At 71.9% G+C, this 23,999-nt stretch carries 21 protein-coding genes and 1 tRNA gene; 8 read left to right on the top strand and 14 right to left on the bottom strand.

Going from position 1 to position 23,999, the window contains the following annotated elements:
- Position 1: 1 nt before the first annotated feature.
- Positions 2 to 805 (bottom strand): YwiC-like family protein, encoded by an 804-nt coding sequence (locus Q343_RS0102665; RefSeq protein WP_162175456.1) that lies wholly within the window; start codon positions 803 to 805, stop codon positions 2 to 4.
- A 145-nt stretch (positions 806 to 950) separates the two neighbouring features.
- Between Q343_RS0102665 and Q343_RS0102660 the strand changes: the two genes are divergently transcribed.
- The 3 genes from Q343_RS0102660 to Q343_RS0102650 all read left to right on the top strand — a co-directional run bounded on the left by Q343_RS0102660 (position 951) and on the right by Q343_RS0102650 (position 3,856).
- Complete coding sequence (locus Q343_RS0102660) at positions 951 to 1,586, top strand: hypothetical protein (protein ID WP_029252043.1); 636 nt, start codon at positions 951 to 953, stop codon at positions 1,584 to 1,586.
- A gap of 99 nt (positions 1,587 to 1,685) precedes the next feature.
- Entirely contained in the window at positions 1,686 to 3,449 is a 1,764-nt protein-coding gene (locus Q343_RS0102655; protein ID WP_043109167.1) for an ABC transporter ATP-binding protein, read from the top strand.
- A 77-nt stretch (positions 3,450 to 3,526) separates the two neighbouring features.
- Positions 3,527 to 3,856: a cupin domain-containing protein gene (locus Q343_RS0102650; protein ID WP_029252041.1), complete on the top strand. Its 330-nt coding sequence runs from the start codon at positions 3,527 to 3,529 to the stop codon at positions 3,854 to 3,856.
- Positions 3,857 to 4,116: 260 nt separating this feature from the next.
- On the opposite strand, the gene Q343_RS0102645 is transcribed toward Q343_RS0102650, so the two are convergent.
- A complete protein-coding gene (locus Q343_RS0102645; protein WP_029252040.1) occupies positions 4,117 to 4,740 on the bottom strand; it encodes a pentapeptide repeat-containing protein in 624 nt (207 codons plus the stop codon).
- A gap of 162 nt (positions 4,741 to 4,902) precedes the next feature.
- Here Q343_RS0102645 and Q343_RS0102640 point away from each other — a divergent pair, with 162 nt between their 5' ends.
- The gene (locus Q343_RS0102640) at positions 4,903 to 5,733 is read left to right on the top strand and encodes a hypothetical protein (protein ID WP_029252039.1); all 831 of its coding nucleotides are present in this window, start codon (positions 4,903 to 4,905) and stop codon (positions 5,731 to 5,733) included.
- Between the two features lie 100 nt (positions 5,734 to 5,833).
- Here the strand turns inward: Q343_RS0102640 and Q343_RS0102635 are convergent.
- The 4 genes from Q343_RS0102635 to tmk form a co-directional block, all read right to left on the bottom strand.
- Positions 5,834 to 5,909 (bottom strand) — tRNA-Thr (locus tag Q343_RS0102635).
- Positions 5,910 to 5,995: 86 nt separating this feature from the next.
- Entirely contained in the window at positions 5,996 to 7,519 is a 1,524-nt protein-coding gene (locus Q343_RS0102630; protein ID WP_029252038.1) for an alpha/beta hydrolase, read from the bottom strand.
- An 89-nt stretch (positions 7,520 to 7,608) separates the two neighbouring features.
- Entirely contained in the window at positions 7,609 to 8,748 is a 1,140-nt protein-coding gene (locus Q343_RS0102625) for a DNA polymerase III subunit delta' (protein WP_029252037.1), read from the bottom strand.
- On the bottom strand, positions 8,745 to 9,419 hold the full coding sequence (gene tmk / locus Q343_RS0102620) for a dTMP kinase (RefSeq protein WP_043109491.1): 675 nt from the start codon (positions 9,417 to 9,419) through the stop codon (positions 8,745 to 8,747). Before tmk ends, Q343_RS0102625 begins: the two co-directional genes overlap by 4 nt.
- A gap of 144 nt (positions 9,420 to 9,563) precedes the next feature.
- On the opposite strand from tmk, the gene Q343_RS0102615 reads away from it, so the two are divergent.
- Positions 9,564 to 10,001 (top strand): pyridoxamine 5'-phosphate oxidase family protein, encoded by a 438-nt coding sequence (locus tag Q343_RS0102615; RefSeq protein WP_029252035.1) that lies wholly within the window; start codon positions 9,564 to 9,566, stop codon positions 9,999 to 10,001.
- Between the two features lie 12 nt (positions 10,002 to 10,013).
- On the opposite strand, the gene Q343_RS0102610 is transcribed toward Q343_RS0102615, so the two are convergent.
- On the bottom strand, positions 10,014 to 10,916 hold the full coding sequence (locus Q343_RS0102610) for a serine hydrolase domain-containing protein (RefSeq protein ID WP_029252034.1): 903 nt from the start codon (positions 10,914 to 10,916) through the stop codon (positions 10,014 to 10,016).
- A gap of 95 nt (positions 10,917 to 11,011) precedes the next feature.
- Between Q343_RS0102610 and Q343_RS0102605 the strand changes: the two genes are divergently transcribed.
- Complete coding sequence (locus Q343_RS0102605; RefSeq protein WP_029252033.1) at positions 11,012 to 11,680, top strand: HAD-IA family hydrolase; 669 nt, start codon at positions 11,012 to 11,014, stop codon at positions 11,678 to 11,680.
- Here Q343_RS0102605 and Q343_RS14410 read toward each other — a convergent pair.
- From Q343_RS14410 to Q343_RS0102585, 4 genes are all read right to left on the bottom strand, one after another.
- Complete coding sequence (locus tag Q343_RS14410; RefSeq protein WP_052366799.1) at positions 11,625 to 12,791, bottom strand: aromatic acid exporter family protein; 1,167 nt, start codon at positions 12,789 to 12,791, stop codon at positions 11,625 to 11,627. The two genes, Q343_RS0102605 and Q343_RS14410, sit on opposite strands and share 56 nt — an antisense overlap.
- Positions 12,792 to 12,811: 20 nt before the next feature.
- Complete coding sequence (locus Q343_RS0102595) at positions 12,812 to 13,615, bottom strand: alpha/beta hydrolase (protein ID WP_029252031.1); 804 nt, start codon at positions 13,613 to 13,615, stop codon at positions 12,812 to 12,814.
- Between the two features lie 19 nt (positions 13,616 to 13,634).
- Positions 13,635 to 14,663, bottom strand: coding sequence for a Gfo/Idh/MocA family protein (locus Q343_RS0102590; RefSeq protein ID WP_052366798.1), 1,029 nt, complete (start codon positions 14,661 to 14,663; stop codon positions 13,635 to 13,637).
- Positions 14,664 to 14,740: 77 nt separating this feature from the next.
- Positions 14,741 to 15,757, bottom strand: a complete 1,017-nt coding sequence (locus tag Q343_RS0102585; protein WP_029252029.1) for a Gfo/Idh/MocA family protein — start codon at positions 15,755 to 15,757, stop codon at positions 14,741 to 14,743.
- Between the two features lie 72 nt (positions 15,758 to 15,829).
- Here Q343_RS0102585 and Q343_RS0102580 point away from each other — a divergent pair, with 72 nt between their 5' ends.
- Together Q343_RS0102580 and Q343_RS0102575 are read left to right on the top strand one after the other, a co-directional pair.
- Entirely contained in the window at positions 15,830 to 16,552 is a 723-nt protein-coding gene (locus Q343_RS0102580) for an ABC transporter ATP-binding protein (RefSeq protein WP_029252028.1), read from the top strand.
- Complete coding sequence (locus Q343_RS0102575) at positions 16,549 to 19,122, top strand: ABC transporter permease (RefSeq protein WP_029252027.1); 2,574 nt, start codon at positions 16,549 to 16,551, stop codon at positions 19,120 to 19,122. The genes Q343_RS0102580 and Q343_RS0102575 overlap by 4 nt, the downstream gene beginning before the upstream one ends.
- Here the strand turns inward: Q343_RS0102575 and Q343_RS0102570 are convergent.
- From Q343_RS0102570 to Q343_RS13780, 3 genes are all read right to left on the bottom strand, one after another.
- Positions 19,119 to 20,021, bottom strand: a complete 903-nt coding sequence (locus Q343_RS0102570; protein ID WP_029252026.1) for an aminoglycoside phosphotransferase family protein — start codon at positions 20,019 to 20,021, stop codon at positions 19,119 to 19,121. The genes Q343_RS0102575 and Q343_RS0102570 overlap by 4 nt on opposite strands.
- Before the next feature lie 18 nt (positions 20,022 to 20,039).
- The gene (topA, locus tag Q343_RS0102565; RefSeq protein WP_029252025.1) at positions 20,040 to 22,847 is read right to left on the bottom strand and encodes a type I DNA topoisomerase; all 2,808 of its coding nucleotides are present in this window, start codon (positions 22,845 to 22,847) and stop codon (positions 20,040 to 20,042) included.
- A gap of 116 nt (positions 22,848 to 22,963) precedes the next feature.
- On the bottom strand, positions 22,964 to 23,989 hold the full coding sequence (locus Q343_RS13780) for a phosphatase PAP2 family protein (protein WP_248616722.1): 1,026 nt from the start codon (positions 23,987 to 23,989) through the stop codon (positions 22,964 to 22,966).
- Between the last annotated feature and the right edge of the window lie 10 nt (positions 23,990 to 23,999).

The raw sequence follows: 23,999 nt of genomic DNA, 5'->3' as shown, positions 1-23,999 counted from the left end.
TTCAGAGCATCGGTGCGGCGGGCAGCCAGATCGCGACGACGGTCACGGCCAGGCTCATCGCGAGCTCGCCGACGCCCAGCTGCGGGGGGCTCGCCGTCGTGAACCGGGGGACGACGTCGGCCCGCACCGCGGCGACGAGGAGCACGACGGCGGCCGGCCACACCGCGAGGCCGGCAAGCGCCAGGGCGGTGCAGGCGAGCACGCCGACGCCGACGTGGAAGAGGACCGAGGCGCGGCGGTAGGCAGGCTCCCCGCGCCGTCGGATCATGCTCTTGACGTACGGGACGGTCCCGAGGAAGTAGGCGAGCACGACGGCGAAGATCGCCCAGACCTGCCCGGCGCCGAGGAGGTACGGCGGTTCGGCGACGCGCCCCACGTCCGCGACGACGAACGAGACCGGGATCATGAGGCAGGCCGCGAGGATGGTCACGCCGTCGTTCAGGACCGAGCGGTCCTTGCGGCGGTAGGAGCACCAGAGGCTGACCGCGACGAGCGGGAGGTAGACGGGAACCCACCAGGCGAGTGCGGGCACGAGCGCGACGAGGGCAACACCCAGGGGCAGCACGGCCAGGGTGTAGGCACGCGCGGGATGCAGGAATCGTGTCTTGAGGTGCGACTTGACCCAGCGACCGATCGCGAAGAACGCGAAGTACCCGAGGAACCAGGTCAGCGCGAGGAGCAGGTGCGTCCACGCGAACCCGGAGAGCACGACCCCGACGACCAGGGGTACGGCGAGCATCGCCCAGGCCCCGTGCTGGTCCGGGATCCACCCGGCTGTGCGCCGTCGTGCGGGTTTCGTCGCCACGCCACCCATCATGACACATCAGCCATCTGCGTCAGATAGAGAGAACAGCTTCGGGCGTCGCGGCGCCGACACGCGCGGTTGCCGTTGACCTCGCGAGCGCACGGGGGCAGTCTCGGAGTACCACGGCGACCGGTTGGAGAACGCGATGGACGACGGCGAGACCAACGAGACCGGCGAGCCCTGGGAGCAGGTCGCCGAGCGGTTCGCCCAGATGAGCGGCCTGGTGGGCGAGGTCGCCGACCCGCTCCTGTGGGGGATGGACCTGCGCGAGGAGTCGCTCGCGGTCGTCGACGACTCGACCGACGACGAGATCGACCCTGCCGCGGAACGGTTCTGCCGCGGGTACGAGACCTTCGAGGCGGAGCCGTTCGGCGTCGAGACGCTGCGCCACCCCGTCACCGACGAGGTGCTGCCGGACCTCCTGCGCGCCGCTCTGACGACGGCGATCGCGGCGCCGCTGCACACCGACGTGCGTCCGCCGACAGAGCCCGGCGGCACGGCCGGCTCCGACGACTTCGCGGACGCGTACCAGGACTACCGCAGCGCGATGAGGGCCGTGCTCGACGACGTCGAGCGGGCGGGGATCGACACGTCGCCCGCGGTCGTCGACGGCGTGGGACCCGGTGCGCGGATCACGACGCGCGGCATCACCGCGCAGTACGTGCAGGTCGGCGAACGGGCGCTGCTCGTCACCGGACCGACCGACCTGGTCGAGCGCGTGGACGTCGTGATGCGGCCGCTGCGGAACCTCCTCCACGACGAGGACGGGCCGCGCTTCTAGCCTCCCGGGCGACCTTCTCCGACGTCGGACGGACCTGCTCACGTCAACGCTGACACGAATCGATTCGACCCGCGGCGCAAACCCCGGCAGGATGGATCCGTGGACCCCCTCGACGCCTATGACGGCACGCACCCCCTGCGCACGGTCGCGCACCTGTACCGCCCCCAGCGCGCACGCCTCGTCGGGGCCGCGGTCGTCTTCGCGATCAAGCACTCCCCCGTCTGGCTGATCCCCGCGCTGACGGCCACCGTCATCGACATCGTCGTGCAGCACCGGCCCCTCTCCGAGCTGTGGCTGATCGCGGCCGTGATGGCCGTCGTCGTCCTGCAGAACTACCCGCTCTCGCTGCTGTACATCCGCACGCTCTCGCGGGCGGTGCGCAGCGTCGAGACCACACTGCGCATGGCGCTGACGCGCCGGCTCCAGGAGCTGTCCATCGGCTACCACCGCCGCACGAGCGCCGGGGTGCTGCAGACCAAGATCGTGCGCGACGTCGAGAACGTGGTCGAGGCCTCCCGCACCACGTTCGACTCCGGCATGGCGGCGATCACGACGCTCGCCGGCGCACTCGTCCTCACCGGGCTCAAGGTGCCGGAGTTCCTGCCGATCTTCGCGCTCACCGTGCCGCTCGCGGCCTGGCTCGTCATGGCCATGCGCAAGCGGATGGCGGCACGCAACGCCCAGTTCCGCGGCGAGGTCGAGTCGATGTCCGCGCGCGTGTCCGAGATGGCGCACCTGATCCCGATCACGCGCGCCCACGCCCTCGAGGACCGCGAGATCAACCGCATGGACACGACGCTCGGCCGCGTCCGTGAGGCAGGCCTTCGGCTCGACCTCGTCAACGGCCGGTTCGGGACGATCGCGTGGGTGATCCTGCAGCTCCTCTCCGTCGCGTGCCTCGTCGGTGCCGCCTGGGTGGCGTGGACCGGGACGTTCGACGTCACCGCCGGCGACGTCGTCATGCTCTCGACCTACTTCGTCACCCTCACCGGGTCGGTCACGCAGCTGATGACCCTCGCACCGATCATCGCCAAGGGCCTGGAGTCGATCCGTTCGATGGGCGAGGTGCTCGAGGAGTACGACGTCGAGGAGAACGCCGGCAAGCCCACGCTCGACCACGTGGACGGGACGGTCGAGTTCCACGACGTCACGTTCACCTACGACGACGCAGCCGGCCCCGGCGAGACCGCCGCCCCCGCCGTCGACCACCTCGACCTCGTGGCCCGCCCCGGCGAGACCGTCGCGCTGGTCGGGTCGTCCGGGTCCGGCAAGTCGACCGTGCTGAACATCGTGATCGGATTCCTCCAGCCCCAGCACGGCCGCGTGACCGTCGACGGGCACGACATGTCGGCCATCGACCTGCGCTCGTACCGGAAGTTCCTCGCCGTCGTCCCGCAGGAGTCGGTGCTCTTCGAGGGCTCGATCCGCGACAACGTCACGTACGGCTCCGACGACCTCGACGACGACGCCGTCCGCGCCGCCCTGGTCGACGCGAACGCCTGGGACTTCGTCGAGGAGATGGGCGGGCTCGACGCCGTCATCGGGCAACGGGGCGGACGACTCTCCGGCGGGCAGCGGCAGCGGCTCGCCATCGCACGCGCGCTGGTCCGCGACCCCCGGGTGCTGGTGCTCGACGAGGCGACCTCCGCGCTCGACAACACCTCCGAGCGCCTCGTGCAGCAGGCCCTCGGCCGGCTCATGCACGGTCGCACCACGTTCGTCGTCGCTCACCGGCTCACCACGGTCCAGGGTGCGGACCGCATCGTCGTGATGGAGTACGGGCGTGTCGTCGAGGTGGGCACGCACGCCGACCTCGTCGCGGCCGGCGGGACGTACGCGCGGATGCACGGGGCCTCGCTCTAGCCCTCGGTGCCGGCGCGACCGGCGCTCGGGGTGCCCCGGTGGCACCATGGTGGGCACCCACCACCTCCGGAGGACCGATGACGAACCTTCAGCAGGCCGCACTTGCACACATGGCCTACGCGCAGGCCGAGAAGAACGGACGCAGCTCCGAGATGCTGGTGCACGACGGGCCGCTGCGACAGTCGCTCCTCGCCCTGGTCAAGGGCACCGAGCTGGGTGAGCACAACGCCCCGCCCGCCGCGAGCCTCCTCGTGCTCGAGGGCAGCGTGCGTGTGACGACGCCCGGCGGCGAGGAAGACCTGGCGCGCGGCGAGCTCTCCGTCCTGACGCACGAGCGGCACGCGGTCCTGGCGCTCGAGGACTGCGTCTTCCTGCTCACAACCGTCACGAGCATCCCGAAGCCCTGACGTCGACCGGTCTCGACAGGCTCGACCGGCGTGGATCGATGCTGGTTTCGACAAGCTCAACCAACGTCGGTCGAGCCTGTCGAGACCAAACCACCCACCGTAGGTCGAGCCTGTCGAGACCCGTCCAACCGGCGAAGGTCGAGACCGGTTTCGACAAGCTCAACCAGCGTGCGTCGAGCCTGGTTTCGACAAGCTCAACCACCGTAGGGCGAGCCTGGTTTCGACAACCTCAACCGGCGTAGGTCGAGCCTGTCGAGACCTCAGTCCGCCCGCACGTCCATCCCGAACGCCTCGGCGACGACGACGGCCTGGTCGATCGTGATGCGCGCACCTCGCAGCACGGTGCCCGGGAGGTCGAGTCCGGCCACGCTGCCGAGCACGCTCCCGCGAAGGTCCGCCCCGCTCAGATCGGCACCTGCAAGGTCGGCACCCGACAGGTCGACCTGCGCGAGGACCGCCTCCCGGAGCCAGCTCCTCGTCAGGTCCGCCTCCCGCATCCGGACGCGCTCGAACCGTGTGCCGTCGAGGTCGGCACGAGACAGGGAGACGAACGACCAGTCGCCGCCCGTGGCGCGCATCAGCTCGAACCGGCAGCGGTCGAAGCTCGAGCCGGTGAGCTTGCAGTCGTCGAACACCGTGTCGAAGAAGATCGCGCCGCGGAAGGTGCAGTTGATGAACGCCGTCGTCGTGTGCGCCGAGGCGTTGAACCGGACGTCCTGGAACGTGCAGCCCGTGAAGACGGTGCCCGTCGTCGTGACCTCGCTCAGGTCTGCGCCGACGAAGGTGACGTCCGTGAACTCCCCACCGCCGACGTCGGCCCCCTCCCAGTCGTGGTGGCGGACGGTGGAACCGGGGGCAGCGCGCGGGGGTGAGTTCGGAGGCACGACGACGACGCTACCGCCGGATGCCCGGCCGGTTCGCGGACGTCGGTGTCACCATGGGAGACATTTCCTTCTTGATCGCCAAACTACTTTTGGACGGGCGTTCCGAAGGAGTCCGTACTGACCGTAGACTCCGCACGAAAAGTCCCCGCCAGCGAGGTGCCCATGCGCTCTGCACTGATTGCCGTCGTGAGCGGACTGCTCGCGCTCGCGACGATGCAGCCCGCAGCGGCCGACGACTACGTCGAACCGCCGCCGTTCTCGGTCACGATCGAGGGCGTTCAGCTCGACGGCCCCGTCGGGAACCCGGCCCGCATGTGGTACGGCCTGCGCAGTCTCGACGGGCAGCGCGAGCGCACCTACAGCTCCAAGCTGCCCAAGGACGGCGGCTATGTGACGTTCGGCGGGACCGTCCACTACCCCGACGGCTACTGCGTCACCTGGGTGACGGTGCAGTGGGACTTCGCCGGCTTCTACAAGAACCCCCTGTGCACCAGCTCTGGATCGGCGGCTGCCCCCGAGTCGACCCCCGAGGCCTCCGCCACCGCCGAGCCCGCCCCCGTGCCGAGCGCCGCCGCGCCCACGGAGGACGAGTCGGAAGCCGAGGATCCCGCCGAGACGGATGCGGCCGAGGTGGCCTCGGACGACGGGACCGCCGAGGCGACGCAGACGACCGCGACCGTCGACCCGGAGGAGACCCCCTCCGAGGAGGCGAGCGACGAGCCGAGCGATCCCGCCGAGGACACCGACTCACCCGCCACGGGCGCCGCCGACGACCTGCCCGCCGGCACGACCCTGGTGAGCAGCGGGATGGACCTGGGTGACATCTACGCGGAGCGTTCGGCGCAGGCCTCGGAGAGCGCGACGGACTCGACCCCGGAGCCGTCCGCACCGATGGGCGTGATCCTCGCAGCGAGTCTGGGCCTTCTCGGCGTCAGCGCAGGGGCCGGGATCTTCCTCAGCCGGCTGCTCAAGGACCCGCGCTCAGGACTCTGAGGGTCACCGGACGACCTCGGCACGCCATCGACGCGACGGAGCGGCCTGTCGCCCGGAACGACGAAGGGCCCGACATCCTCGGATGTCGGGCCCTTCGCTGTGGAGCCGCCTACCAGAATCGAACTGGTGACCTATTCATTACGAGTGAATCGCTCTACCGACTGAGCTAAGGCGGCGCACTCGCAGGAGCGAGCGGACCCACTGTACCCAACGGATGGCCCCCGCTCCAAAACGGCCCGGGAGCCCGCCGTCGGACGGCCTCTCAGCAGGTCAGGCCGTCCTCCGGGACGTCTCCGTCGACGAGGTAGCTCTCGACCGCGTCGGACACGCACGAGTTCGAGCTGCCGTACGCGGTGTGCCCCTCGCCGTCGTACGTGACCAGCACGCCGGAGTCGAGCGTGTCCGCCAGCCCCTCGGCCCAGACGTACGGCGTCGCGGGGTCGTTGGTGGTTCCCACGACGACGATCGGCGGTGCACCGGCGGCCGCGAGGTCGAACTCCTGGTCGACGGCGGCGTATGGCCAGTCCCAGCAGGTCAGGCCGTTGTACGTGAAGAACTCGCCCATGGTCGGCGCCGCGGCCTCGATCTCGGCGGCCTGCTCGTCCATGAAGTCCATGTCGGGGTTGCCGGCGTCGTCGAGGCAGTTGATCGCCCGGAACGCCTCGGAGGAGTTGGTCGAGAAGGACCCGTCGGGCTCACGGTCGTTGTAGAAGTCCGCGAGATAGAGGAACGTGCTCCCCGTCCCCTGGGTGACGGCCTCGTCGACGGCCTCGGTCAGCAGGGGCCAGTTGCCCTGGCTGTAGAGCGGGAGCGCGATGCCGTAGAACATCAGCGTCTGCGTCAGGTCGCGGTCGCTGTCCGTGGGCAGCGGGTCGTCGTAGGCGCGCTCCAGCAGGTCGTGGATCTGCTCCATCCCCGCGTCGACGTCGCCGGTCAGCGGGCAGTCGGCGCCGCTCTGGCAGTCCTCGACGTAGGCGCGCAGCGCGTTCTCGAAGCCCACCGCCTGCTCGGCGGAGATCTCGTCGGACGTCAGCGTGGTGTCGATCGCCCCGTCGAGGACGAGCCGGCCCGCGGTCTCCGGGAAGAGGCCCGCATAGGTGGCCCCGAGCTGGGTCCCGTAGGAGAACCCCAGGTAGTTCAGCTCCTCGTCGCCGAGCGCGCTGCGCAGCATGTCCATGTCGCGCGCGGCGCTCTGGGTGTCGACGTGGGCGAGCTGGTCGCCGGTGTTCTCCTCGCAGGCGTCCGCCCACTCCTTCAGGGACTCCTCGAGGGCGTCGATCCCGGCCTGGTCGTCCGAGAAGTCCTCGCTGAGCGCCGCGTCCTTGTCCGCGTCGTCGAGGCAGACCACCGGCGCCGACTCCCCGACGCCGCGCGGGTCGAACCCGACGATGTCGAAAGCCTCCTGCAGCGGCTGCCCGAAGACGCTGCGGGCGTCGGTGACGAAGGTGATGCCCGAGGCGCCGGGGCCACCCGGGTTCACGAGCAGCGACCCCTGCTTGTCTCCGGTGGCCGGCAGGCGCTTGAGGCCGAGCTCGATCGAGCCCGAGTCCGCGTCGGCCCAGTCGACGGGAGCCTCCGCCGTCGCGCACTCGTAGCCCGCACCGCACTGCTCCCAGTCGAGCTCCTGGGTGTAGTAGTCCTCGAAGCCCTCCGGGGCGCTCTGCGCGTCCGGGGTGCCGGACGACGTCGACCCGGACGGCGCCGGGTCGTCACCGTCGGAGGGAGTGCACGAGGCGAGGACGAGGGCAGCGGCGGTGGCCGCGACAAGGACGGGGCGAGTTCTCACGCCGCAACGGTAGTGGGTCACGGCACCTTCGCGACGTTCTGCACCGTTCCGCGAGCCGGTTTCACACGACCTTCACCGGCGACGAGACCTCAGGGACGCAGCTCGACGAGCATCGCCTCGGTCGCCAGGAGCGGCGAGACGTTGGTGCCGAGGCGTTCGCGCGCCGTCGAGATCGCGTTCATCTGCTCGATGGTCCGCACGGACGTCGAGCGCCCGGCAAGCATGCGGACGGTCGCTCCGTGGGCCGTGTTGACGAGCTCGACCTCCGCGCCGAGCTGGGTGACGAGGACGTCCCGGTACAGCGAGAGCAGGTCCAGCATCGCCCGGTCCAGGACGTCGCGCTGGTAGCGGGTGGCGCGTCGCTTCTGGTCCTTCTCGAGCTCGGTGACCTGCGAGCGCAGACGCGGCGGGACCGTCTCGCCCGCCTCCGCGCCCAGCGCGCGGAGCAGCGCACCCTTCTCCTCGGCGTCACGCTCCTCCGTCGCCGACCTCGCCTCCGCCTGCGCGACCTCGACCAGCCGGCCCGCGGCGATCACGGCCTCACCGACGGACGCGACCTCGGCCGGGATCTTCAGCACCTCGTCGCGGCGCTCGCGGGCTCCTGCGTCGCGCGCCAGCCGTCGGGCCAGCCCGATGTGGCTCTGCGCGGCACGAGCGGCCTCGAGCGCCACCTCGGGCTCGGCGCCGTCCCGCGAGACGAGCAGCGCGGCGACGGACTCGACGGGAGGCACCCGGAGCACCACGCCACGGCAACGCGACCGGATCGTCGGCAGGACGTCCTGGGAGCTCGGGGCGCACAGCAGCCACACGGTCTGCGGGGGCGGCTCCTCGATCGACTTCAGCAGCACGTTCGTCGTGCGCTCGAGCATGCGGTCCGCGTCCTCGACGACGATGACCTGCCAGCGCCCCGTCGAGGGCTTGCGCACGGCGCGACCGATGAGGTCGCGGACCTCGTCGATCTTGATCGTCACCTGCTCGGTCGCGACGACGGTGACGTCGGCGTGCGTGCCCGCGAGCGTCGTCGTGCACGCCTGGCAGCGCCCGCACCCGCGCTCGTCGGGGTTCTCGCACTGCAATGCCGCGGCGAAGGCCCGCGCGGCGTTGGAACGGCCCGACCCGGGCGGTCCCGTGAACAGCCACGCGTGCGTCATCGAGCGCGGCTCGGCCACGGCGGCCCGGAGGGTGTCGATGACGTGCTCCTGCCCGACGACGTCGTCCCAGACGCTCACTCGCTCGTCACCTCCTCCGCGTCGAGCCAGGCGGCCTCCTCGACGAGCGGTGCCAGGTCGAGCCGTGCCGCCAGGGCGACACGGATCTGCGCCTGCAGGTCGTCGACCTCCCCGTCGGCGTCGATCACGATCCACCGGTCGGGCTCCGCGGCGGCGCGGCTGAGGAACGCCTCGCGGGTACGCCGGTGGAACTCGTCCCCCGCCCGTTCCAGGCGGTCGGGCGTGCTGGTGCGGCGCCGTGCGGCGACGACCGGGTCGAGGTCGAGCAGCACCGTGGCGTCGGGCATCAGGTCCTGCACGGCCCAGCGGTTGACGACCTCGACGCTGTCGTCGCCGAGCCCGCGCCCGACGGCCTGGTACGCCAGGGAGGAGTCGAGGTAGCGGTCGGTGAGCACGACGGCGCCCCGCTCGAGGGCGGGCCGGATCAGCGAGGCGACGTGGTGGGCCCGGTCGGCCGCGTACAGCAGCGCCTCGGTGCGCGGGTCCATGTCGTCGCCGTGGAGGATCGCCCGGCGCAGCACCGCCCCGAGCTCGGTCCCGCCCGGCTCGCGGGTGAGGACGACGTCGCGCCCGGTGACCTCGGCCAGCCAGTCGCGCAGCAGGCGCAACTGGGTCGACTTGCCGACCCCGTCGCCGCCCTCGAAGGAGATGAAGTACCCGGGTGCGTCCACGGCGTCCACGATAGCCGCGACGTCCACCACCGCCCGGCGTCCGACGTGACGCACCTCTCAGGATTCGCCCGGAAGGGACGGGCCGACGGTGGAATGATCGAGGTATCGGCCGAGCGCCGCTCGGCCCGGAGACCGGAGGCACCCATGACGCACGAGTCCGCCCCTGTCCGTGGCACGGTCGAGAACCTCTCGACGTCGGAGGCCACCGCGCTCCTCGGAGCGAGCCCCGTCGGCCGGCTCGGCGTGGCGATCGCCGGCGAGGTCGACATCTTCCCGGTGAACCACGTCCTCGACGACGGGGACGTGCTGTTCACCACGGCCCCCGGGTCCAAGCTCGCCGAGCTCACCGTCTCCACCCGCGTCGTGTTCGAGGTGGACGGCTGGGACGACGACGTCGCATGGAGCGTGGTCGCGCGCGGCACCGCCCGGGTGCTGGACCACGAGAGCGACGTCCTGCACGCCGAGAGCCTCGGACTGGAGTCCTGGTCCTCGACCCGGAAGTCGGCGTGGGTGCGCGTCAGCCCCGACGCCGTGTCGGGGCGACGGATCTACCGCACGGGCACCGACCCCGAGGCCTGGTAGCCGGACCGGTGCTCAGCCGCCCGCCGCGCGCTGAGCCGCACGGCGGGCCGCCCCGGCGGTGAAGCCCGGGACCCCGCCGCACCGGTGCGCGAGGACGAGCCGGTCGTGGCTGGTCTGCACCCACGCGCCCTGCCGCAGGGTCATCCCGTTGTGCCACGCGACGTCACGCCCCAGTCCGCCGCGCTGCCAGGCGTGCGGCGAGGGCGGGTCCGACTCGGGCGGCGGCGCCAGCGGAGAGCGCTTGCCCCCCACCCCTTTGGCTCCGAGCACGTCCGCGAGCGCCGGCAGCGTCGCCCAGAGGCCCCCGACACCGCAGAACGGACCGGTGGACAGGTCCCAGTCGGCCAGCGGCTTCCCGGAGCGGTCGAGCGCCAGGGTCGCCCCGGCGGGCGGCGTCACGGTGAACGCGTCGGGATCGCCGCCGAGGGGTTCGACCACCCGCTCGCGCAGGGCCGTCAGCCAGGACTCTCCCGTCACCGTCTCCGCCATCCGGGTCAGGAGGGCGTATCCGAGGTTGGAGTAGTTGTCCCTGCCCACGGACCTGGCCGTGACGAGCTCGGCGAGGTGTGGGACGACGTCGCGGTCGAAGGCCTCCGTCGTCCAGGCCACGTAGGGGTCCTTGTCGACCGGTGCCCCGTAGGACCGTGGCAGCACGCGCGGGAGGCCCGACCGGTGCCGCACGAGCGCCTCGACGGTGAGCGACGGTGCGGCAGGCCCGCCGAGGATCTCCGGTGCCGTCGTCGACCACGCCAGCGACCCGTTGACCACGAGGGCGCGGACGAGCCCGGCCGTCAGGACCTTGGTCACCGACCCCCAGCCGACGGCGCGGTCGGGACCGTGCCAGGGGCCCCACGTCGTCTGGTCTCGCGCGCCGCGGGGGCGCACGAGGGTGGCGGTGCTCGTCCGAGGTCGCATGGCGCGATAGTGGCATACCTGGGCAGGCCCGACAACGGGTTGGTGACACCTGCTCCGCCGGGTGCGCCGTCGGTGCAGCGCCGTAGGGTGCTCAGATGGCACTGAACCTTGCTGACCTCACGTTCGACGCCGTCCTGTTCGACCTGGACGGGACGCTCGTGGACTCCGTACCGGCGGTCGAGCGGAGCTGGCGCACCTGGGCGCAGGAGGAGGGTCTGCCCGACGGCGCCGACTTCCGGGTCGCGCACGGGACGCCCGCGAGGGTCGTCGTGTCTCGGCTCGTGGAGCCGGAGCGGGTGGATGCTGCCGTCGCGCGCATCACCGAGCTCGAGCTCGCCGACGAGGACGGCATCGTCGTGCTCCCCGGCGCGGCCGCGGCGCTGACGGCGCTGGCCGGGCGCTGCGCGATCGTCACCTCCTCGACGGACGCGCTCGCCGCGCAGCGGTTCCGTGCCTCCGGGCTCGTTCCGCCCGCCGTCGTCGTCACGGCGGACGACGTCACGCACGGCAAGCCCGACCCGGAGCCCTATCGGCGCGGCGCCGAGCTCCTCGGCGTGGACCCCGCACGCTGCCTCGTCGTCGAGGACGCCCCGGCAGGGCTCCGCGCGGGCCTTGCGGCCGGCTGCGCGACCCTCGCCGTTCTCGGCACCCACGCACGGGACGATCTCGACGCCGACGCGGTGGTCGCCGACCTGTCGTTCGCGCAGTTCACGCTGGCCGACGACGGAGCTCGGGTGTGCCTGGATCGCGCCCCGAACCACTGACGCGACCGTCTCCGTGCGCCTCGCGGAGGCGGAGGGCCCCGGCACCCCGTTCGAGCGCGAGCACCACCGTGCCGGCGACGAAGAAGTCCTCACCACCCGTCTGCCGTTCTGAGCGCACGACGTCGCGCAGCCCGGCCGCGACCGTGTCCACCTCCGCGGAGGACTCCTCGTCCTGGCTCGCACGCAGGACGCGGGCGTAGGTCTCGAGGGCGTCGGCGACCACGGGCCGTACGCGGGGACCGAACGCGACCTCGTGGTCGTCGTCGCGCTCCCAGCGCATGACGAGACGACTGATGTCCTCCACCATCTCGGCGGTCACACGCAGGGTCTCCGACCGCGCGAGCAACAGCTCGACCTCCTGGGACCGCCGTCGAGCCCGGACGTTCGCCCGCACCGACTCCTTGCTCTCCTCGACCGCGGCCGTGGCACGCTCGAGCATCGGCTGGATCTCACGGCGCCGGTCGTCCCACTCCTCCGGCGACGGCGGTTCCTCGCCGTGAAGACCGTCGGCGAGGGCGTCGAGCTGGTCGGCGAGCTGGTCTCGCAGCCGGTCCAGCTCGATCGCCGACGGGACGAGCAGCAGCGGGGGCAGAGCCGTGTTGACGAGCGCGCCGATCGCGGCCCCGAGCGCGACGAGCCCGGCGTAGGCCCCGACGAACCCGAGCGAGTCGCTGCTGCCGATGATCAGCACGATCAGGGCCGACGTGATCACCCAGTCACCGAGGGGGCCGAACCCGCGCCACCCGGCGACGAGGATCGCGACCGCGACGACGACCGCGATGGCGACGAACCCGGGAAGGTCGAGCAGCGCCGTCAGCCTGGCGATCACGGCCCCGACGACCACGGCGCCCGCGGCCTGGGCCGCCGAGCGCGCGGACCGCATGACGGTGCGGCCGGTGGCGACGACGGCGCCGAGCGGCGCGTAGTAGGCATAGTCCGAGAGCGGGGACGGCAGGAGCGTCGCGACGAACCAGGCGACGGAGGCGGCCAGCGCGCCCTTCGCGGCCAGCGACCACCGCGGGTGTCGGGCCCAGATCCGGTCGACGCTGCGTGCTGCGCGCCCGACCCGGGTCTCGCGGAGGCGCTGCGTCAGGCTCGGGGGTGGGGGCATGCCGTCACGCTAGGTGTCACTCAGGCGACTCGCCCGTCGTCACCGTCCGCGGCGAGCGGGAGCCACGCGAGAGCGGCTCGGACCTGCGCGTCCCAGTAGCCCCACTCGTGGTCACCCGGCCCGAGGTCGACCGCGACGTCGACCTCGAGGCGCCGCGCCTCGGCGAGGAAGCGCTCGTTCCCGGCAAACAGCGCGTCCTCGGTCCCGCAGGTCACGCGCAGCGCCGGCAGGTCCGTCCCGGCGGCGACGCGCGTCCGCAGCAGGTGCAGCAGGTCCGAGTCGGTGCCGGCCGTCGGCTGCGATCCGAACACCGTCTCGTACAGATCCGCCCGGGCTTCGAGCAGGCCGGGTTCGGCGACGTCGAGCACGCCGGAGAACGAGGCCGCGGCGGCGAACCGCTCCGGCTCGCTCAGGGCCCAGCGGAGCGCGCCGTACCCGCCCATCGACAGTCCCGCGACGAAGGTGTCCTCCCGGGCCTGCGAGACGCGGAAGAAGGAGGCGACGACGGCGGGCAGCTCCTCGGTCAGGTACGTCCAGAACCGCTGGCCGTGGACCTCGTCGTGATAAAAGCTCCGCTCCACGCGTGGCATCACCACGGCGACCTGGTGCTCCGCTGCGTAGCGCTCGATCGAGGTGTTCCGCGTCCAGGCGGTGTCGTCGTCGGAGAGCCCGTGCAGCAGGTACAGGACCGGGGGTGCGTCCGGCGCCGTGTGCACGGGCGCGGGGCCGCCGATCTGCTCGCGGGGGGCCTGCGGGAGGATCACGGAGACCGACGTCCCCATCTCGAGGACGTCGGAGAAGAAGTCGCAGCGCATGTGAGCCATGCGGCTCACGCTACGCCGGTCACTCGCCCGGGTAGACGACCCCGACCTGGCGTCGGATCTCGTCCATGGTGCGCATGACAGCGAGGGTCTCGTCCCAGGGCATGCGGCTGCTCTCGGTCCGGCCCACCGCGATGCAGCGCGCGACCTCCGCGGCCTGGTACTGCATGCCCTGCTCGGCGACGTTGGTGTAGACCGCCTCGGCGCCGTCGTTCGGGACGACGCGGAACGACGTCGGGGTGTAGAACCACGGGTCGATCTCGATCCGACCCGTCGTCCCGGCGATCACGGCGCCGTTGCGGGTCTTGGCCCAGAGCGTCGTCGACAGCGTCGCCTGCGCCCGCTGCCCGTACCGCAGCGCGATGCTGATCTGACCGTCCACCCCGGTGTCGGTGAGGGTGCCGGTCGCCACCACCTCGTCGGGGACCCCGAGCACGTCCATCGCGAACGAGACCGGGTAGACCCCGAGGTCGAGCAGCGCACCGCCGGCGAGCTCGGGGGCGAACAGCCGGTGCGACGGGTCGGCGTCGAAGTGCTGCCCGTGGTCGGCGTGCACGGCGACGACCTCGCCGATGTCGCCGCGCTCGATCACGGCGCGCATCGCGGCGACGTGCGGCAGGTGCCGGGTCCACATCGCCTCCATGACGAACACCCCAGCCTCGCGCGCGGCGTCGAAGACCTCCTGCGCCTCCGTCGCATTGCGGGTAAACGCCTTCTCCACCAGCAGATGCTTGCCCGCGGCGACGGCGAGGAGCGCGTGGTCGCGGTGGTGCGAGTGCGGCGTCGCGACGTAGATCGCGTCGACCTCCGGGTCCGCGACGAGCTCCTCGTACGACCCGTGCGCGCGGGCACCGTTCGCGTGCTCCGCGGCGAAGGCCTCGGCCCTCGCGAGATCGCGGGAACCGACGGCGGTCACGGTCGAGACGGTGAGCTCGTCGACGGCGCGGGCGAAGGTCTGGGCGATGCCGCCGGCGCCGAGGATCCCCCACCGGATCGCCGGAGCGCTCTTCGGGTCGCGGGCGTGGTCGGCGATCTGTCGCGAGTCGGTCATGGGGTCACGGTAGACACCCGGACCGGTGCGATCGAACCGATCCGACGAGTGGAGATCCGTTCGGAGTCCGAACAGCGCTACTCCCCGGGATACACCACGCCGAGCTGACCGCGCGCGGCGTCGAGGACGGCCATCAGGTCCAGCGTGTCCTGCCACGACATCCGCGCGCTCTCGACCGCCCCGGCGGCGATGCACCGCGCCACCTCGGCGGCCTCGTACTGCTTGCCGTCCTCGACGAACCCGTCGAACTCCTTGCGCCCGCCGTCCGCCCACTCGACGACGAACCCCGTGGGGGCGAACGCGTGGCCGGCGATCTGGATGTTCCCCGCGGTCCCGCCGATCGTGACGGACGTCGGCGACGGTGACTGCACCGACGTCGTCACCGACGCCACCGCCCGCTCGCCGAACCGCAGCGCGATCGCCGATTGCGCGTCGACCCCCGTGCGCGTGAGGAAACCCGTCGCGCGCACCTCGTCCGGCACCCCGAGCAGGTCCATCGCGAACGCGACCGGGTACACGCCGATGTCCAGGAGCGCGCCCCCGGCGAGCGCCGGGTCGAAGATCCTCGACGTCTCGTCATACGGGAACGCGACCTGGTAGTTCCCGGTGACCGAGACGACGTCGCCGATCTCGCCCCGGGCGACGAGCGCGCGGATCGCGGCGACGTGCGGCAGGTGACGGGTCTTCATCGCCTCCATCACGAACACGCCCGCCCGCCGTGCGGCATTGAGCACCTCGACCGCCTCGGCGGCGTTGCGGGTGAACGCCTTCTCGACGAGCACGTGCTTGCCCGCGGCGACCGCGAGGAGCGCGTGGTCGCGGTGGTGCGAGTGCGGCGTCGCGACGTACACCGCGTCCACGGCCGGGTCGGCCACCAGCTCCTCGTACGACCCCACCCGGGCGCCGGGCGCGTGCTTGTCGGCGAACTCTCGACCGCGCCCCGCGTCCCGGGAGCCGACGGCGACGACGCGCGACCGCGTGGACGTGCCGACCGCGTCGGAGAACGAGCCGGCGATCCGTCCCGCGCCAAGAACCCCCCATCCGATCGCGGGAGCAGACATCGGGTCGGGGGCAGCGTCCAGGACGGAGATCATCAGTTCACCGTAGGTCATGGCGAACCGCGGCGTCCGGGGTGAGGATGGAGCCCCGACGACGAGGAGTCCTCCATGAGCAAGGTCTCGGCCCGCGGTCTGGTCAAGGTGTACGGCCAGGGCGACACGCTTGTCCGCGCCCTCGACGGGGTCGACGTCGACCTCGACGGCGCCCATCTGACCGCGGTCATGGGCCCCTCCGGGTCGGGCAAGTCCACGCTGATGCACTGCCTCGCGGGGCTCGACCGTGCGACCGCGGGGACGATCGTCGTCGACGGCACCGAGATCGGGCGCATGAGCCAGCGGCGCCTGACCGCGCTGCGCCGGACCCGGGTGGGGTTCGTCTTCCAGTCCTACAACCTGGTGCCCACGCTCACCGCCGAGGAGAACATCACCCTCCCCCTGGACATCGCCCGGGCGACCGTCGACCGCGCGTGGTTCGACGAGGTCGTGGCCGCCGTCGGGCTGGAGAACCGCCTGCACCACCGACCCGCCGAGCTCTCGGGCGGTCAGCAGCAACGCGTCGCCTGTGCACGGGCGCTGGTCTCCCGCCCGTCGGTGGTCTTCGCGGACGAGCCGACGGGCAACCTGGACTCGCGCTCGTCGGCCGAGGTGCTCGGGTTCCTCCGACGCTCCGTGGACGAGCTCGGCCAGACCGTGGTGATGGTGACGCACGACCCGCGTGCGGCGTCGTACGCCCACCGGGTCCTGTTCCTCGCCGACGGCCGGATCGCCGGTGACCTGATGGACCCCACGCAGCAGACCGTCCTCGACGCGCTCGGTGAGATGGCGTCATGATCCGCGTCGCGCTGCGCGGCGTGCGGGCGCACCTCGTGCGGTTCGTCCTGTCCGTGCTCGCCGTGACGCTCGGTGTTGCGTTCGTCGTCGGGAGCTTCGCGTTCCGGTCCGTCCTCTCCGCGACGTTCGAGGACATCATCGCCACGACCGTCGTCGCCGACACCTACGTGCGCGGCTCCGAGCCGCTTGCGCAGGCCCCGGCCGCCGGCGGCGGATCCGTCACCGGTTTCGGGGACCCGCGCGAGCCGGTGCCGCTCTCGGTGGTCGACGACGTCGCCGCGGTCGACGGGGTGGCTCGCGCGTCGGCCGACGCCTCGGGTCCTGTCGTCCTGGTGGGTGCCGACGGGACACCGGTGGTCACCACCGGCCCGCCCAGCACCGCGCTTCCCGTGTACGACGACGACCCTGCCCTGACGCTCTCGGGCGGCACGTGGCCGCGGGGTCCGGACGAGATCGTCCTCGAGGACTCCGCCGCCGCGACTGCCGGGCTCACCGTCGGGGACGCCACCCAGGTGGTGCTCGGCGACGCACCGCAGGACGTGACCGTCGTCGGGACGTTCTCGATCGAGGCGTCGGCCGCCGGGGCGATCCTCGTCGGCATCGACGAGGAGACCGCGCTCGCGACGTTCGCCCCCGACGGCGTCGTGTCGACGATCAGCGTCTTCGCCGAGGACGGGGTCGGCGAGGAGGAACTGACCGCGCGGGTGGCCGAGGTGCTGCCGTCCGGCGCCGAGGCCGTGACCGGCGACGAGGCCCGCGCCGAGGCGAGCGCCGGCGTCGAGCAGATCCTCGGGTTCGTCGAGACGTTCCTGCTCGTGTTCGCGGCGATCTCCCTGGTGGTGAGCACCTTCATCATCGCGAACACGTTCTCGATGTCCGTGCGCGAGCGCATGCGCGAGCTCGCGCTGCTCCGCGCGCTGGGCGCCTCCCCGCAGCAGGTCTTCCGGTCGATCCTCACGCAGGCGCTGGTGGTCGGCGTGCTCGGCGCAGGGGTCGGCATCGTGGCCGGAGCCGGGCTGGTACGGCTCATCCAGGTGGTGCTCGCCGCGCAGGGTATGGAGTTCGGCGGGACCGTCCGTCTCGGCTCGGACGACATCACCGTGGCCGTCGCCGTGGGCGTCGGGGTCAGTCTCGCCGCGGCCGCGGTGCCGGCACGCCGCGCGGCCACGATCCCGCCCGTGCAGGCGATGCGCGACGAGGTCGCCCCGGAACGTCAGACACGCGTCCTCACCGTCGTCGGCACGCTCGTGCTCGTGGTGGGGGCCGGCCTGCTCGCGCTCGCCTCGGCACTCGGTCGGTCCGTCGACGGCGTCGGCGTCTCGTTCCTCGACGACCTCGATCCCCGGTGGCTGCTCGGCCTCGGCGCCGCCGGGGTCCTGCTCGGCGCGCTGCTCGTCTCGCCCGCGCTCGCCCGCCCTGTCCTGACCACGCTCGCGTGGCCGTTGCTCCCCCTGCGCCCGCTCGGCCGACTCGCCCGCGGCAACGTCACGCGCAACCCCCGACGCACCGCCAGCACCGCGGGGGCCCTGATGATCGGCATGGCACTGGTCAGCGTCACCGGGGTGATCGCGGCCTCCACGCAGGCCTCGGTGCGCTCCATCGTCGAGAACGAGGTGGCCGCCGACTACGTCGTCGACTCCGCGACCCTCACCGTGCCCGAGGACGCCGTCGCCGCGGTCGAGAACGTCGCGGGCGTCGAGCGCACCGATCCCGTGCGGCTCGGCGGTGTCGCGTCCGACGACGGCGACGTCACCCTCGCGGGCGTCGAGCCCGGGTTCTTCTCGACGGCGCTGGACGTCGTCGTCGACGACGGCGACCCCGACGGGGCCCTCGACGCCGGAGAGGCCGTGGTAGGACGGATCGCGGCACGCGAGCGCGGCTGGGCGGTCGGCGACACCCTCACGCTCGGGCGGGAGGCCTCGACGCAGGTCACGGTCGGGGCCGTCGTGGACAGCCAGATCGTGACCACCGACCTCGTGCTGCCCCAGAGCATGGTCGACGACCTCCTGCCGCCCAGCCAGCAGACGGTGCGCGTGGTCTACGTGACGGCGGCAGACGGGACCGATCTCGCGACGCTCCGGACCGATCTGCAGAGCGCCGTCGAGCCGTTCGTGGTGCTCACGGTCCTCGACAGCGAGGAGCTCGCCTCGTCGTTCGCCGACCAGGTGACCCAGGTGCTCGCGATCCTGTACGCGCTGCTCGCGCTCTCGATCGTCATCGCGCTCCTCGGGATCGTGAACACCCTCGCACTGTCGATCATCGAGCGGACCCGGGAGATCGGGCTGCTGCGCGCGGTGGGGCTCGGCCGACTACAGCTTGCGGGCGTGATCGCCATCGAGGCTGTGATGATCTCCCTCTACGGCACCGTCCTCGGCGTGGCCGTGGGCATCGCGATCGGCGCCGCGCTGCCGGGGGTTCTCGCTGACGAAGGCCTCTCGACCCTGGCGATCCCCTGGGACCAGGTGCTGGGCGTGTTCGGCGCCGCGGTGGTGATCGGGCTGATCGCGAGCGTCTGGCCCGCGATCCGGGCGGCACGCCTGCCGGTGCTCGACGCGGTCACCGTGGACTAGAGGCCGCGCCGTCCCGTTCCGTCGAGCTCGCTGAGAACTTCGAGGGCGGCGCGCCGGCCGACAGCAGCAAGCGCAGGGTTTGTCACCTCGTAGTAGTGCCATGCCCCGATTCCGAAGCAGAACGCCCACCCTCGGCCACGCGCCCACGTCCCGTCGTCCACGCCGCTGGCCGCCCGGAACACGGGCCTCGACGCAGCATCGAAGAGCGTCCACCCGGCCATCAGGTCGCAGGCAGGGTCACCGATGCCGCAGCCACCGAAGTCGATCACCGCGCTCAGCCGACCATCGAGCGTCAGGAGGTTCCCCGGCAGCAGGTCGCTGTGCAGCCACACGGGGTCGCCCTGCCACTGCGGACGTCCGAGAACGCCCTCCCAGTACGCCAGAGCCAGTTCACCGTCGATGGCGCCGCGATCCCCGAGCGAGCCGATCTCGTCACGCGTGCTGACATCCCTGGTCGACAGCGGGCCACCCCGGAACGAGGCGGGTCCACCCGTCGCCGGAACCCGCTGAAGCGCGTGAACGAACCGGCCAAGATCCTCGGCGGCCACCGCCAGGTCGTCGGGCGGTGCCACGAGGGCGTCGTCTCCGTCCAGCCACCGGTAGACGGACCAGGGCAGGGGGAACGCCTCGGTCGCGGCCCCAGCTCCTGCGGGCACGGGCAGGTGCAGCGGCACGTGGGGAGCGAGGTACGGCAGCCACCGTTGCTCCTTGGCGACCTGATGCGCTGCACCGGGGACCCGAGGCAGCCTGACGACAAGATCGTCACCGAGCCGGAACATGGCGTTGTCCGTGCCGGCCGAAGCGACACGGACCACCCGGCGCCGTCCCCACGCGGGGAACTGCTCCGCGACGAGAGAGGCGACAAGGACCTCGTCGACATCGAGCTCGTCAGCGTGCATCTTCTCCACGGGACCGCGCTATTCCTTGGCCGCCGCCTTGGTCGTCGCCGTCTTCTTGGCCGCGGGCTTCTTGGCGGTCGTCTTCTTGGCCGGAGCCTTCTTCTTCGCAGCAGGCTTCTTCTTGGGGCCCTGGGCCCGCTTCTCGGCCAGCAGCTCGAACGCACGCTCCGGCGTGATCGACTCGACCGTCAGCTCACGCGGGACGGTCCGGTTGGTCTCGCCGTCGGTGATGTACGCGCCGAACCGGCCGTCCTTGATGACGACGGGCTTCTCGGTCTCCGGGTCGGTGCCGATCTCGCGCAACGGCGGTGCCGCCGTCCGGCCGCGCCCGCGCTTGGGCTGCTTGTACAGCTCCAGGGCCTCCTCGAGCGTGACCGTGAACATCGACTCCTCGTCGGGCAGCGTGCGCGAGTCCGTCCCCTTCTTCAGGTACGGGCCGTAGCGGCCGTTCTGAGCCGTGATCTCGACGTCGGTCTCCGGGTCCTTGCCGACGACGCGGGGCAGGGAGAGGATGCGCAGCGCGTCCTCGAGCGTCACGGACTCGAGCGTCATGTTCTTCAGCAGCGAGCCGGTCCGCGGCTTCGGGGCCGCGGCCTTCGCCTTCTTCTTCGCGGCGGCCGACAGGCTCGGGTCGATCTCGGGCTCCGGGAGCACCTCGGTGACGTACGGCCCGTAGCGGCCGGACTTCGCGACGATCGGGTGACCGCTCTCCGGGTGCGTGCCGAGCTCCTTGCCGTCGTCGGCGCCCGCGGCGAGGAACTCCCGCGCCATGTCGAGCGTGAGCTCGTCGGGCGCGACGTCGTCGGGCACGGAGGCGCGCGGCGGGTTCTCCCCCTCCTTCACCTCGACGGCCAGGTCCTCGACGTACGGACCGTAGCGGCCGACACGGAGCTGGACGCCCTCGCCGAGCGGGATCGAGTTGATCTCGCGCGCGTCGATGTCGCCGAGCTGCTCGATCAAGCCCCGCAGTCCGCCGGAGTCGCGCGAGCCGCTGCCGTCGCCGCGGTAGAACTCCTCGAGCCACGCGACCCGGTCCCGCTCACCCGCGGCGATCGAGTCGAGGCCCGCCTCCATCGTGGCGGTGAAGTCGTAGTCGACGAGCCGGTCGAAGTGCTCCTCGAGCAGACGCACGACGGCGAACGCGACCCAGCTGGGGACCAGCGCCTGGCCGCGGGACAGGACGTAGCCGCGGTCCTGGATCGTGGAGATCGTGGAGGCGTACGTCGAGGGTCGGCCGATGCCGAGCTCCTCGAGAGCCTTGACGATGCTCGCCTCGGTGTACCGGGGCGGGGCCGACGTCGAGTGCCCGTCGGCGGTGAGGTCCTCACAGGTCAGGGCGTCGCCCTCGGACATCTGGGGCAGTCGCGCCTCGCCGGCCTTCTTGCCACCCGTGCCCGAGCCGCTCGTCACGGCCTCGACGGAGTCGTCGGCGTACCGGTCGACGTCGGAGGACTCCTCGTACGCCGCGAGGAACCCGCGGAACGTGATGACGGTCCCTGAGGCCGCGAACACGGCGTCCCCGTGGTCGGGCGTCGCGGCCGCCAGCCGGACGGACGCCGTCGAACCCTTGGCGTCGGCCATCTGCGAGGCGACCGTGCGCTTCCAGATCAACTCGTAGAGCCGGAACTGGTCGCCGCTGATCTCGGAGGCGACCTGCGCGGGCGTCCGGAACGTGTCGCCCGCGGGACGGATCGCCTCGTGGGCCTCCTGCGCACCCTTGGACTTGTTGGCGTACGTGCGCGGCTTCTGCGGCACGAAGTCCGCGCCGTAGAGCTCTGCGGCCTGACCGCGGGCCGCGTTCGTGGCCTCGGTGGACAGCGCCGGCGAGTCCGTACGCATGTAGGTGATGTACCCGTTCTCGTACAGGCCCTGCGCCGTGCGCATCGCCTGGCGCGAGGTCATCCGCAGCTTGCGGCTGGCCTCCTGCTGCAGGGTCGAGGTGGTGAACGGTGCCGCCGGGCGTCGCGTGTACGGCTTGGTCTCCAGGCTGCGGACGGTGAACGAGGACCCGTCGAGCCCGGCCACCACGGCGCGGGCCGTCGCCTCGTCGAGGTGGCTCACACCCTTGGCCGACGACTTGAGCCGGCCTCGGTCGTCGAAGTCGCGACCGGACGCGACCCGGGTGCCGTCGAGCTCGACCAGACGTGCCCCGAAGGCCGTCCCCGCGTCGTCGTGCGTGGTGTCCGCGAGGGAGAACGACCCGGTCACGTCCCAGTACTCCGCGGAGACGAACGCCATGCGCTCGCGCTCGCGCTCGACCACGAGGCGGGTGGCGACGGACTGAACGCGACCCGCACTGAGGCCCTGACGGACCTTGCGCCACAGCACCGGGGAGACCTCGTAGCCGTAGAGCCGGTCGAGGATCCGCCGGGTCTCCTGGGCGTCGACCAGGTCCGTATCCAGCTCACGGGTGTTCTCGAGCGCGCGGGTGATCGCGTCCTTGGTGATCTCGTGGAACACCATGCGCTTGACCGGCACCTTGGGCTTGAGCGCCTCGATCAGGTGCCACGCGATGGCCTCGCCCTCGCGGTCCTCGTCGGTGGCGAGGTAGAGCTCGTCGGCGTCCTTGAGGTAGCGCTTGAGCTCGGCGACCTTCTTCTTCTTGTCGCCGTAGACGGAGTAGTACGGGTCGAAGCCGTTGTCGACGTCGACGGCGAACTTGCCGTACGGGCCCTTCTTCATCTCCGCCGGCATCTCCGACGGCTGCGGAAGGTCACGGATATGGCCGACGCTGGCCTCGACGACGTAGTCGTCCCCGAGATAGCCCTGGATCTTGCGGGCCTTGGCGGGCGACTCGACGATCACGAGCTTGCGTCCTGCGGGCATCCGTTCCTGCTCCCTTGGGTTGTGCGACGGGCGTCGAGCCCGTACGCATGCTGTGGCAGAACCCGACGGTACGCCACCTGGTCCGGCCGTGTTGCCGTTCGTGGACGGCTTGCACACTACTGGTGGCGAGCCACCTGTGCCGCCGCGCCCGGATGTCCGGTCGCCTGGCGCAGCACCAGCATGAGGCCGAACGCGACCGCGGTGCACCCGATGACCCCGAACGCGCCCCCGACGTAGGCCACCGTCTGCGGCTCCTGCCACGGCGCAGCCGCGAGGACCCGCTCGAGCGCGAGACCGGCGCCCGCGAGCGCCGCGCCGCCACCGACCCAGAGCAGCACGGCGGTGGTCCACGACCCGGCGCCGACCGTCGGCTCGGAGGGGCTGACGCGGTCCAGCCCCGAGGCGGGGGTGAAGGCGAGGACGATCCCCGTCCACGCGAGGACGACGAGCACCGCGGCGATCACGTCGCTGGGCCGGTGCCACTGCCCCACCAGCGTCGACACGCCCGTCGCGGCGGTGTAGCCGGCCCCGAGGAGCGCCGTGAGCGGGCGGCCCCTGCGCGGTACGACGAGGAGGAGCGCGACGGCGACCGAGGCCGCGACGGTGGTGTGCCCGCTCGGCAGGGTGTTGCCCGAGTCCCAGGTGCCGAGGAGGTTCGTGCGGTCGAGGACGACGTGCTTGAGGAGCTGCGTCGTCACGTTGGCCCCGGCCACGAGGAAGGCGACCTGGATCGCGAGCGCCCACCGGCGTCGGACGAGCGCGATGCCCATCGCGGCTCCGACGCCGAGGACGACGAACGAGATCGAGACGACGTCGAGGACGGGCTCGGCGACGCGCCAGAGCCTGCCCTGGCCGTACGTCGCGCCCTCGAACGCGGCCCAGTCGGCGCGCTGACCGTCGTAGGTGCCGACGAAATACCTCCACACGACCCACACGAGAACGGCGGCCGCGACCCCCGCCACCCCGGCGAGGACGCGCGCCGCGACGCTTCCGGCGGCGGGCTCGAGGGGTTGCAGCGGGACGCTTCCCGAGGGCGACGCGGCTCGCTGCGGACGCGCGGTCCTGGCCGCGGGCAGCGGAACCGTGGGCGGCAGCTCTCCGGGCATGCCGTTCGACCCGGACGTGCCGGAAGGTGTGGTCATGCGATCACCG

This window comes from Paraoerskovia marina DSM 21750, from assembly GCF_000701465.1.
GTDB classification, from domain to species: domain Bacteria; phylum Actinomycetota; class Actinomycetes; order Actinomycetales; family Cellulomonadaceae; genus Paraoerskovia; species Paraoerskovia marina.
Note: the sequence above shows the minus strand (reverse complement) of the source record. Positions and strands in the feature narration are given on the sequence as shown.